The organism is Bacteroides sp. D20 (assembly GCF_003436255.1).
Lineage (GTDB): Bacteria > Bacteroidota > Bacteroidia > Bacteroidales > Bacteroidaceae > Bacteroides > Bacteroides uniformis.
This window is the reverse complement of sequence record NZ_QSOO01000011.1, coordinates 91,303-103,035: the sequence shown is the minus strand read 5'-3', so window position 1 is coordinate 103,035 and position 11,733 is coordinate 91,303. Positions and strand designations below refer to the sequence as shown.

The following is an 11,733-nucleotide window of genomic DNA, read 5'->3' as shown; positions in this document are numbered from 1 at the left end:
CGTTTGTTAATCCTTTTTCTCTGTACCGCGAATCTTATCCTGGGCACTGATACCGCTTTTGATGGCAATCTTTATGCCGTCACTCATGCCGACCTGGATGGGGCGGCGTTCGAACTTCTGTACCGGTACGCTGTCCGTCATTACATATACAAAGGTGCTGTCACCATTGAATTCAACGGTACTTTCCGGTACGGCAAGCGTTTTCTGGGCACGGTCCAATACGATTTCTGCGTTGGCAGAATAGCCGGAACGTATCTGTACGCTGTCCGGTGCGGCAATGGCAGCTTTGATTTCAAACTGGTTGGCACCGTTTTCTTCCACACCCTTCGGAGATATGTATTCCAGTGTGGCATCGAACGAAAGATTCTGCAGGGCGCCGATTGTCAGTTTCACCGGCATGCCTTCGTGCACACGGCCCACTTCCGTTTCGTCAATGTTGCCGCGGAAAATCAAATCGTTCATGTTGGCAACGGTAGCGATGGTGGTTCCGTCATTGAAAGTGTTACTCATGATAACCGAGTTACCGACTTTGATGGGTACATCCAGAATCAGACCGGTAATGGTGGAACGGATCAGGGTACTACTGAAAGAGGCGCTGTTCTTGGTGATGCCTTCCTTTACAATTTCCAGGTTATCTTTTGCTGTCTGCAGTTCCTCGCGTGCCTGCTTCACGCTTACTTCCCCTTTTTCGTACTCTTCAGCGCTGATAAGCTTGTCGTTGTACAGTTTCTGGGTACGGGCGAAATCCGTTTCGGCTTGGGCAGCGTTGATTTCCGCCAATCGTACGCGGCTTTCGGCAGAGTTCAATTGTCCCAGTTCGGGTATCACCTTTACTTTGGCAAGCACTTCCCCTTGCTTCACACTTTGTCCTGCTTCCTTGTATACTTCGGCAATGATACCGGAAATCTGCGGCTTGATAAGGACTTCATCTCTCGGTTCCACTTTGCCGGTGGCTACGGTAGTCTTTTCAAGGTCTGTCACTTCCGGAACTATCGTTTCGTATACTGTTACTTTAGGTTGGGACTTCTGGTACAGAAAAACGAATGTCCAAATGAATAAGGCAGCAATTACTACCAATAATGCGATTTTCAGAAACTTCTTTGTTTTCATCTTATATTTACGATTTAATTATTTACGATTGATATAGCCATTATTTCATGGCTTACGGTTAGTGGTCTCTCTATAAGTTTATTCATCCCTGATGGCTTCAATTGGCTTGATTGCCATGGCGCGATAGGCAGGTGCCAGTCCGGCAAGCACTCCTAATGCGATGAGGAGGATACAGGTTCCGATAGCCAGTCCGAATGAAACCTGGTAGTGGGTTTTGATAACTCCAGGGTCATTGGCGGCCTTTTCAAGTATTTGCAGTACAAATACGGCAAAAGAAATACCTGCCATACCCGCTATAGTGGTCAGCACCATGCTTTCCGAAAGAATTTGTTGCAGAATGTCTTTAGGACGGGCACCTATGGCACGGCGTATGCCTATTTCCGTTGTGCGCTCCTTGACGGTTACCATCATGATATTCGATACGCCGATAGCTCCGGCAAACAGCGTCCCCAAACCTACCATCCAGATTAGAAAGCGCACTCCAATCATCAGGTTGTCCATCATGGAGAACATAGCTTCCGCATTCAGAAGCATGACGGCTTGTTTGTCATCGGGAGCAATGTAGTGCGCCGCTTTTACAAGACGTTCCACTTCGGGCTGCACGTCTTTCACTTTTACTCCCGGTTTCATGATGAAACATACTACATGCAGTTTCTTTCCGAGGTTGTAGGTCTGTTGCATGGTGGAAAAAGGCAATGTAATGGCTTCAGAGGCCTGCCCTTGTATATTGACATTGCCTTCGGATGAACACATTCCGATAACCCGGTAATAGATACCATTTACCCGGACATATTTGCCGCAGGGGTCTTCACCGGGTTTGAAGAGGCTTTCATAAACACGTTTGCCGATTACACACACTTTACGCGACTCTTTAATGTCGACATCATTGATGAAACGTCCATAGGTCATCTCTTGATGTTCTATCTGTTCATATTCGGGATACAAGCCTTTCACACTACAGTCGTACTTGTTGTCTCCGTAGACAGCCACTTGTCCCCATAAGGCAATGGAAGGCGTGGCAAGCGCCACACCGTCCACATTGCGTACACGGTCCACATCTTCCATCTCCAAATCCCACCATCGTCCTTTGCGAAAACCTTTATAAGCCTCGCTTGTCTTTTGTGCAGCGATAAAGCCCGAGTTGGTTGCAAATCCTTCGAACTGGGATTTTAGTTCTTCCTGCATGCCCTGGCCGCCACCGATAAGCGCCACCAGCATAAAGATACCCCAGAATACGCCGAACGCCGTAAGCAGGCTTCTCGTTTTGTTCCTTGTTATTGTGATGAGGATTTCCTCACACGTATCTATGTCTATTCTCATAATCTTTAATCTGCTCTAAGTGCTTCAATAGGACTGATACTTACCGCTTTCTTAGCCGGGAAGAACCCAGCCAACGTACCCGCTATGATAAGGGTCAAGGTAGCTTGGATAGCAATACTGAGGTCTACGGTGGGATCGGAGAACATGGTCTGCTGGAACATGCCGGCATCCATCGTCTGGCTACCGAAAGCAGAGTTCATCCATTCCGTCACCCCGATGCCTGCCACCATACCGATATAACCGAATAGCGTAGTGATAGTCACGCTTTCCACAATAATCAGCCAAAGGATGGAGAAAGGTTTTGCTCCCAATGCCTTACGGATACCAAATTCCCGGGTACGTTCTTTCACGGTAATCAGCATTATGTTCGACACGCCGACAATCCCACTCAACAGTGTGAAGATACCGATAACCCAGATTGCAGTCCGGAGGATACCCATTGCATTCTGTGTCTGCAGATAGTTGGTGAAACGATTCCATATCCATATGGCGCTCTCATCCGTGGGGTCAAAGCGGTGATTGGTGGCAATAGCCTTGCGGTATTCTTTTTCAAAGGCTTCGTTACTTTCTATGCTGTGCAGGTTCTTGGTTGTAAAGATGATGTTATTCAGCTTGTCTCCTTTATTATAGATGGTCTGCAAGGTGGAGAAGGGGATATACGCTTCGTTTGCCTCGCGGTCTCCCTGGTCATTGTAGAGGCCTACTACTTGATAGGCCACTCCACTGGCATTGACAAATTGTCCGATGGGTTCAGTATGCGTTTTTCCGAAAAGGATATCTGCAGATTTCTTATGGAGGATGATGACTTTACGTCGGTCTTTCAGGTCGTTGTAGTTGATGAAACGTCCGTCCGCTGTTTTCACGGTTTCCACTTCGGTGTAGTTGGGATATACGCCCAGCAGAGAGATATTGATATATTCTTGTCCGAAGCTGACGTTTACATTACTTTGCCGCACGGTGGCACCGGCACTGATGACATTTTCAGTGAATTGCTTCTCCGTGTCATCCATGTCCCGGTTGTCCAGTTGGACGCGGCGTCCTTCTTTCAGACCGTCGTATGACTTGGTGGTCCAGCCGGGGAAGATGCGGATAGAGTTCAAGGCGCGCTCCGACGCATTTTGCTCGAAGGCATGTATGATACCGTTTCCGGCTCCGAGCAGCACGATGAGCATGAAGATTCCCCATGCCACGGCAAAGCCCGTCAGGAATGTACGCAGTTTGTTGCGTTTGATGGTTCCGTATATTTCTTGCCAAAGGTCTATCATTGATAATTAAAAATTAAGAATTAAAAATTAAAGGGGGAGGGGGCTCTTCCTTTATTATTTCATGAATCCGTCTTTTCCGAACGGGCTTGCATCGTGGTTCAGATTCGTCTCGATGCTACCTATGATACCGTCTTTGATATGGATAATCTTGTCCGTCTGGTTGGCAACACCGCTTTCGTGGGTCACGACTACGATGGTCATGCCCGTATCGTGCAGTTCCTTTAGAATCTGCATCACCTCTACGGAAGTCTTGCTGTCGAGTGCGCCGGTAGGTTCATCGGCAAGGATAATCTGCGGTTGGGTAATGAGGGCACGGGCGATGGCTACACGTTGTTTCTGTCCACCGGACATCTCATTTGGCATGTGGTGTGCCCACTCTTTCAGCCCCAGGCGGTCCAGATATTCCAGTGCCAGCGCATTACGTTTGCGGCGGCTCACTCCTTGATAAAAGAGAGGAAGCGCCACATTCTCCACTGCATTCTTGAAGGAAATGAGATTGAAGGACTGGAAGATGAAACCAATCATACGGTTGCGGTACTCGGCTGCCTTCGTTTCGCTGAGGTTCTTGATGAGGGTACCGTTCAGATAATATTCCCCCGTGTCGTAACTATCCAGAATACCCAGTATATTGAGTAAAGTGGACTTTCCCGAACCCGATGAGCCCATGATGGAAACAAATTCGCCTTTCTGAATGTCGAGGTTGATACCTTTGAGCACATGCAGCGGTGCTCCGTTGTTGTAGGTCTTGTTAATGTCTTTTAGTTGTATCACTGTTTTCCCTGTTTATTGCTTTACTCTTATTAATTTTCACTATTAGACGCAGCAATGCTACGAAAAGTTGCAAAAGTTGCAAACTTTTTTAAAAAAAGATTTTGCAGTGTCGTTTTTCTTTGTGATTTTTGTAACCATGAATGTGATTAACTAACCCTTTAAACAAAAGTAATATCATGAATTCAAACATGGAAAAGCCCTATGTAGTGGGCATTGACATAGGCGGAACAAACACCGTCTTTGGTATTGTAGACGCACGCGGAACTATTATTGCAAGCAGTTCCATCAAAACCGGAGCTTATGAGGACGTCAATGATTACGTAGACGAAGTTTGCAAGAATCTGTTGCCGCTCATTATTGCCAACGGTGGAGTAGACAAGATAAAAGGTATCGGTATCGGTGCTCCTAACGGAAACTATTACAGCGGTACTATTGAGTTTGCCCCGAACCTTCCCTGGAAGGGTGTAATTCCTTTGGCTGCCATGTTTGAAGAGCGCTTGGGTATCCCTACCGCTTTGACAAACGACGCCAATGCTGCCGGTATCGGTGAAATGACTTACGGTGCGGCTCGTGGTATGAAAGACTTTATCATGATAACTCTTGGCACCGGTGTAGGTAGCGGTATCGTTATTAACGGTCAGATGGTATATGGCCATGACGGTTTTGCCGGAGAGTTGGGACATACTATTATCCGTCGTGAAAACGGACGTCTCTGCGGATGCGGACGTCACGGCTGTCTGGAAACTTATTGTTCGGCTACGGGTGTGGCGCGTTCTGCACGTGAGTTCTTGACCAAGAGTACCGAACCGAGTTTGTTGCGCGACATTCCGGCAGAAAACATTACTTCCAAGGATGTGTATGATGCAGCGGTGAAGGGTGACAAGATTGCTCAAGACATCTTTGAGTTTACCGGAACCATCTTGGGTGAGGCTTTGGCTGACTTCATCGCTTTCTCCAGTCCGGAAGCTATCGTGTTGTTCGGTGGTCTGGCAAAAGCGGGAGACTATATTTTCAAGCCTATCCAGAAAGCTATTGACGACAATGTATTGAATATCTACAAAGGCAAGACCAAGTTGCTGGCTTCCGAGTTGAAGGACTCTGATGCTGCAGTGCTGGGTGCCAGTGCGTTGGGCTGGGAGCTGAGAGATATCAAGTAATCAATATTAGGGAAACTGATAAAGGAGGGGATATGTCAAAACTCCCCTTCTATCGAAGTCACCCTCGCTACACCTATCTGTGGCGAGGGTGATTTTTAGTTTATGAGAGTTTCGACACACCTTTTTTTCTTTGGTGGCACATATTCCTCAGCAATAAAGTTATGCACAAGTTGCTTCCACACTTCCACCCATTCTCTGTATCCCTTTATTCATCGGGGTTGCGGATGCTGTGGAAGCAACTTGAAAAGGTGGAAGCAAAAGTTGCTTCCACCTTAAATTTACGCCAAATAATCTATTAATGTCTTGTAGTACAATAAATTAATAGGATATGGGGCAATTTGCCAATATCGTGTAAACAAGCTATTGGTTTCCTGCAAACACGGTATTAACTTCGTAAAAGCCCGTGCGATAATAGGTGGAAGTCAGGCTTTTGGTATGGATAAGATAGGTATTCAGTATAGGCAAGCTATGCATATGAGAGCTGTTTAACGGCCGTGAGGCGTTCGCCTAACGGCCATAAAGCACCTTGTTGACGGTCGTTAGCAGAGCGCCTCACGGCCGTTGGGCGCTGATAAACTAACATATCAGCAAGAAGGAAGGCTTATGTGAAAGGAAAGGAGCGCAGGCTTACAATGTTTTGAATGAGGGAGTAGCAGTAGAGTATCGCATGGTGTGTATGTCTACTGTGTATATCACTAAAAAAGGGAAACCGACATTGTCAGTTTCCCTTTTTTATTTCGAAATAGGAGTCTGGAATTAACCGTTAACTCTTTTTTCTTTGATTCTTGCTTTCTTACCGGTAAGAGCGCGCAGGTAGTACAGTTTAGCGCGACGAACTTTACCCACTTTGTTCACTTCGATGCTGTCGATAGCCGGTGATTCAATCGGGAAAATACGTTCTACGCCTATGGTTCCTGACATCTTACGTACTGTAAAACGCTTCTTGTTTCCATGTCCGGCAATCTTGATAACAACACCACGGTACAGCTGTACACGTTCCTTGTTACCCTCGACAATACGATATGCTACTGTTACAGTGTCACCTGCCTTGAAGCTCGGGTGCTGTTTTCCGGTAGCAAATGCTTCTTCTGCAATTTTAATTAAATCCATTGTTTTTATTATTAAATTGTTTCATCGTTACAACGCAACATACCAGGCTTCTCTCTTGGTGTCCTGACAGCGATTGCGCGAAAGCGGTGCAAAGGAACGAATTATTTGCCAGATACACAAGTGCTTCAAGCTTTTTTTCGCCAGTTGGGATGATTTTTGAGCGTTTCATTCTGCTAAACGCAAGTCTAAATAATCGGTTAATTGTGTGGCTCAGTCGCAAAAGAAAAGTATATTTGTAGCAATTTAAAACTAAATGAATATGAAGAAACAAACTTTCAGTCTCCTTTCGGGGGCAGTGTTGGCGGTTGCGCTTCTATTGGTTTCCTGCCATTCTTCCTACGAAGTGACCAAGGTAGAGGGAGGCAGAATTCCCATGAACTCTGTCTGGGATGCCGAGCCGGATGCCGAAGCCGTGGCTCTGCTGGCGCCCTACAAGGCCCGGATGGACAGCGTTATGTATCATGTGGTGGGAACCGCAGAAATGTCGATGGACAGATTCCGGCCCGAAAGCCTTTTATCCAATCTGATTGCAGATGTACTGCGTGAGGCTGCGGTGGAAGTGCTGGGCAAACCGGCCGATATGGGGCTAATCAATATCGGTGGAATCCGGAACTCCCTGACGGAAGGAGACATCACTACCGAAAACATCTATGAGATATTGCCTTTTGAGAATTCGCTCTGTGTGCTGACGATGAAAGGCTCTGCCATGAAGCACTTGTTTGAAAACATTGCGGTGAGACTTGGTGAAGGGGTGAGTGGTATACAGTTGGAAATCAGCAAGGATGGCAAGCTGCTCCAGGCTTCCATTGCCGGCAAGCCGGTGGAGGATGACCGTGACTATACGGTTGCCACGATTGATTATCTGGCTGATGGAAACGATGGAATGACGGCTTTCCTGCAGGCGGATAAAAGGGAGTGCCCGGATGGGGCTACACTGCGTGGTCTGTTCATGAAGTATGTGGAGAAGCAGACGGCAGCCGGCAAGAAGGTGACTTCGCGCATGGAGGGAAGAGTGGTCGTTAAAGAGTAAGCATTAAAAAAACAGAAGTTCTATGAAACATATGTATTCCTTGGCAGCCCTGCTGCTTTTCATGCTCCCCGCATCGGCACAGCAAGAGGGGCGTGTCATTACTGAAGAACCCCTTTGCCTGGTGTCCGCCGATTCTGTATCGTCCGGCCAATCCGGAAAACAACTGTTTATCCTGCACACCAGCGATACGCACAGCCGTATAGAACCCATCAGCGCCGAGGCTGCCGACGAGTATGCCGGGATGGGCGGTGTGGTGCGCCGTGCCGGTTTTGTAAAGCAGTTTCGCGGCAAGCATCCGGATATGTTGCTGCTGGATTGCGGAGACATCTCGCAAGGCACCCCTTATTATAACTTTTTCAAAGGCGAGCTGGAGGTCAAGATGATGAACCTCATGGGCTATGATGCCATGACGATAGGTAATCATGAATTTGATTTCGGACTTGAGAATATGGCGGAATTGTTCCGTATGGCGGATTTTCCCGTGGTTTGTTCCAATTATGACGTGACGGGTACGGTACTCGAAGGACTGGTGAAGCCTTATATCACCTTGGTGCGCGAAGGGGTGAAAATCGGTATCTTCGGCCTGGCCCCCAAGATGGAAGGGCTGGTGCAGGCGGATAAATGCGTAGGCATTGTCTACAACGACCCGATAAAGGTGGCCCAGGAAATGACAGACCTTCTCAGGGAGAAGGAGAATTGCGAGGTTGTGATTTGCATGTCTCATTTGGGTATCCGCAGTGCAAATCCCGAAGGCGCTTCCGACGAGAACCTGGTAGGCAAGACGCGTGGCATTGATGTCATTTTGGGAGGACATTCGCATACTTTTATGGAAAAGCCTGCCGTTTATCTGAATGCGGACGGCAAGAGCGTTCCCGTGCTGCACACCGGAAAGAGTGGCATCTACGTAGGAGAAATGGTACTTACTTTAACTGAAAAATAGCATGATGAAAAGACTCACCCTCCTTTTATGGGTTGCAGGATTGTTTATATTGGGATTATCTTCACTTCACGCCCAGACGGGAGGCCCGTTTCTTCCTTCGGCTGCAGACAACCGGTGCCGGCAATGGGTGGACTCCGTGTTGTCAGGTCTGAATGTACACGAAAAAGTGGGGCAGCTCATCGTTGCCACCATTCCGGCCAGAGCAGACAAGGCCACGAAAAAGCAGATGCGCGAGCTGGTAAAGAAATACAAGGTCGGTGGCTTGCTGTTTTCCGAAGGTACTCCGGAAGAGCAGGCTATCTTGACCAATATGGCCCGGAAGGATGCCAAGATTCCCGTTATGGTTACTTTCGATGGAGAGTGGGGACTGTCAATGAGGCTGAAAGGCGCTCCGGACTATCCCCGTAATGCCGCCTTGGGATGTATCGAGGACAATGGCCTAATTGAAGAATATGGACGTGAGGTGGCCCGCCAGTTTCGCGAATTGGGGGTACACGTCAATTTTGCACCCGATGCGGATGTCAATACGAATCCGCTGAACCCGGTGATACACGTACGCTCCTTTGGTGAGAACCCGCAGCGGGTGGCGGAAAAGGTGGTGGCATACAGCCGTGGGCTCGAAAGCGGGGGCATACTTTCCGTTTGCAAGCATTTCCCCGGGCATGGCGACACGGATGTGGATTCTCATAAGGCGCTTCCCGCCTTGCACTACGACCGTGCACGCCTGGACAGTGTGGAACTTTATCCCTTCAAGGAAATGGTACGTGCCGGATTGGGGGGTGTCATGGTAGGCCATCTGCAAGTGCAGGCGCTGGACCCGGACGGGGTGACTCCTTCTTCCTTGTCGCGGAATGTGGTGACCGGGCTGTTGAAGGATGAACTCGGCTTTAAAGGGCTGGTGTTTACCGATGCCTTGGACATGAAGGGTGTGTCTGCCATTCCGCAGGTAACTACCAAAGCGCTGCTGGCGGGAAATGATATGGTGCTGGTACAGTTCAATACGAAGAATGCGGTGCAGGAGCTGGTAGATGCAGTGGAGTCGGGACAACTGAGTAAGGACGAACTTGATGCCAAGTGCCGCAAGGTATTGATGTACAAGTATATGCTTGGCTTGAGAAACCGCCAGCCGCAACTTCGGGTCAGCGGAATGAGCTATCGCATCAATACGGAGGAAGCGCAGGCGTTGGCTGCCAAGTTGCGCCGTTCGGCAGTGACTGTATTGAACAATTATTTCGATGTCCTCCCGCTGGCACCGGTGGAAGGTGATATTGCCGTGCTCAGCATCGGAGAGAAGGAGGCAGATGCTCCCTTTGTGGAAGCTATGAAAAAGAATGCAGGCATCAGCCATTTCCACTTGCCTTGGAATGCCGATGAGGCTCTCTGGCAGGAAGTGCAGGGGCGGTTGGCTGCTTTCCGTCGCGTGGTTATCAGCATCACCGGTTCGGCTTATGTCAGCGACCGTGATGTGGCCTTTCTGGAAGGCTTGAACCTGCGTGCTCCGCTGGTCTATACTTTTTTTACCTCTTACCGTACATTGCAACCTCTGATGCCCGCACTTGCCAAATCTAGCGCTGTGGTGCTGGCACATTCGGCAGAGACGGATTTGCAGCAATACGTGGCTGATGTTCTTTTTGCCAAAAAGCCGGCCAGTGGCAGAATGTCGATGAGTATCGGTAAACTGTTTCCAGCGGGAACGGGCTGTATGATTGAACCGGGCATGAAACCGGGGAAGACTGTTCCGGAAGATTACGGCATGAAATCGTATGTGCTGCAAAGTATCGATGCCGTTGCCCGGAAGGGACTGGAAGCGGGAGCTTATCCCGGTTGCCGCGTGCTGGTGTGGAAAGACGGACTGCCGGTATATGACAAAGGCTTCGGAACCCACTCTGATAAGGATACCACTACTGTCCGTTCTTCGGACCTTTTTGATTTGGCTTCGCTGACCAAGACTACGGCTACGTTGCTTGCCGTCATGAAACTGTATGATGAGGGCAAGATAAAACTGGATGACAAGGTTTCCGCTTATCTGCCCTTCTTGCGCAATGGCAACAAGCGGAACATTACCATCCGCGAACTTTTGTTTCACGAATCGGGGCTTCCTCCCTATATCCGTTTCTACCTGGACATCATAGACCCGAATTCGGTGCACGGCCCGTACTCCCAGAGTTGGGTGGACGAGTGGCATCGTACGCAGGTAAGCGAGCATAGCTATTATTGTTCCGATTTTAAGTTCCGGAAAGGGATGGTGTCCGACAAGAATACACCGGTCTATACCCTGCACATGGCAGATGGCATGTGGCTGAACAAGAGTTTCAAGAATTCTATCCTTCAGCGGATAGCCAAGTGCGAGTTGGATGGCAAACGTTATGTTTACAGCGACCTCGGCTTCGTGCTGTTGCAGCAGGTAGTGGAGAAGGTGACGGAGCTGCCGATGGATTTGTACCTTGCCCGTGAGTTCTATGCCCCGATGGGATTGCAACGTACTATGTTTCTGCCTTTGACGAAGTTCACCAAAGCGGAAATCATGCCCACGGCATCCAATGACTTCCTGCGTCGCCAGGATATATGCGGATATGTGCATGACGAGACTGCTGCCTGCATGGGTGGGGTGTCCGGTAATGCAGGACTTTTCTCTACGGCCGAAGAGGTGGCAAAGGTTTATCAAATGTTGCTGAACGGCGGTGAATTCAATGGCAAGCGTTTCTTGAGTAAGGCAACCTGCCGTTTGTTTACGACGGAGAAATCTGCCATCAGCCGTCGCGGTCTGGGATTCGACAAGCCGGATGTATCCATTGTGAAGCGCAGCCCTTGTGCTCCTTCCGCTCCGGAAGCGGTATATGGACATACCGGATTTACCGGTACTTGTGCTTGGGTGGACCCGGAAAACAAGACGGTGTATGTATTCCTCAGCAACCGCTTGTGCCCCAATGTATGGAACACGAAACTGGGTGACATGAATATAAGAAGAGATATCCAGGAATTGATTTATAAAAGTATTATTCCGCAAATCCCCTAAAAACAATCTATCTA

At 48.7% G+C, this 11,733-nt stretch carries 9 protein-coding genes; 4 read left to right on the top strand and 5 right to left on the bottom strand.

Features of this window, described 5'->3' with window-relative positions:
* Positions 1 to 6: 6 nt before the first annotated feature.
* The 4 genes from DXD78_RS12590 to DXD78_RS12575 all read right to left on the bottom strand — a co-directional run bounded on the left by DXD78_RS12590 (position 7) and on the right by DXD78_RS12575 (position 4,466).
* The gene (locus DXD78_RS12590) at positions 7 to 1,110 is read right to left on the bottom strand and encodes an efflux RND transporter periplasmic adaptor subunit (RefSeq protein WP_008662889.1); all 1,104 of its coding nucleotides are present in this window, start codon (positions 1,108 to 1,110) and stop codon (positions 7 to 9) included.
* Positions 1,111 to 1,188: 78 nt separating this feature from the next.
* Positions 1,189 to 2,430 (bottom strand): ABC transporter permease, encoded by a 1,242-nt coding sequence (locus DXD78_RS12585; RefSeq protein ID WP_005825074.1) that lies wholly within the window; start codon positions 2,428 to 2,430, stop codon positions 1,189 to 1,191.
* Between the two features lie 5 nt (positions 2,431 to 2,435).
* Positions 2,436 to 3,695 carry an ABC transporter permease gene (locus DXD78_RS12580; protein WP_005825072.1) on the bottom strand — a complete coding sequence of 420 codons (1,260 nt, stop codon included), beginning with the start codon at positions 3,693 to 3,695 and terminating at the stop codon, positions 2,436 to 2,438.
* 54 nt (positions 3,696 to 3,749) lie between these two features.
* Positions 3,750 to 4,466 (bottom strand): ABC transporter ATP-binding protein, encoded by a 717-nt coding sequence (locus tag DXD78_RS12575; RefSeq protein ID WP_005825069.1) that lies wholly within the window; start codon positions 4,464 to 4,466, stop codon positions 3,750 to 3,752.
* 176 nt (positions 4,467 to 4,642) lie between these two features.
* On the opposite strand from DXD78_RS12575, the gene DXD78_RS12570 reads away from it, so the two are divergent.
* On the top strand, positions 4,643 to 5,623 hold the full coding sequence (locus DXD78_RS12570) for an ROK family protein (RefSeq protein WP_005825067.1): 981 nt from the start codon (positions 4,643 to 4,645) through the stop codon (positions 5,621 to 5,623).
* Between the two features lie 756 nt (positions 5,624 to 6,379).
* Here DXD78_RS12570 and rplS read toward each other — a convergent pair.
* Positions 6,380 to 6,733: a 50S ribosomal protein L19 gene (gene rplS / locus DXD78_RS12565; RefSeq protein ID WP_009037787.1), complete on the bottom strand. Its 354-nt coding sequence runs from the start codon at positions 6,731 to 6,733 to the stop codon at positions 6,380 to 6,382.
* Positions 6,734 to 6,992: 259 nt separating this feature from the next.
* Here rplS and DXD78_RS12560 point away from each other — a divergent pair, with 259 nt between their 5' ends.
* The 3 genes from DXD78_RS12560 to DXD78_RS12550 are packed head-to-tail and all read left to right on the top strand — an operon-like array spanning position 6,993 to position 11,719.
* Complete coding sequence (locus DXD78_RS12560; RefSeq protein ID WP_005834787.1) at positions 6,993 to 7,763, top strand: 5'-nucleotidase C-terminal domain-containing protein; 771 nt, start codon at positions 6,993 to 6,995, stop codon at positions 7,761 to 7,763.
* Positions 7,764 to 7,785: 22 nt separating this feature from the next.
* Complete coding sequence (locus DXD78_RS12555) at positions 7,786 to 8,703, top strand: bifunctional UDP-sugar hydrolase/5'-nucleotidase (RefSeq protein ID WP_009037789.1); 918 nt, start codon at positions 7,786 to 7,788, stop codon at positions 8,701 to 8,703.
* A 1-nt stretch (position 8,704) separates the two neighbouring features.
* A complete protein-coding gene (locus tag DXD78_RS12550; protein ID WP_034529299.1) occupies positions 8,705 to 11,719 on the top strand; it encodes a glycoside hydrolase family 3 N-terminal domain-containing protein in 3,015 nt (1,004 codons plus the stop codon).
* Positions 11,720 to 11,733: the final 14 nt, after the last annotated feature.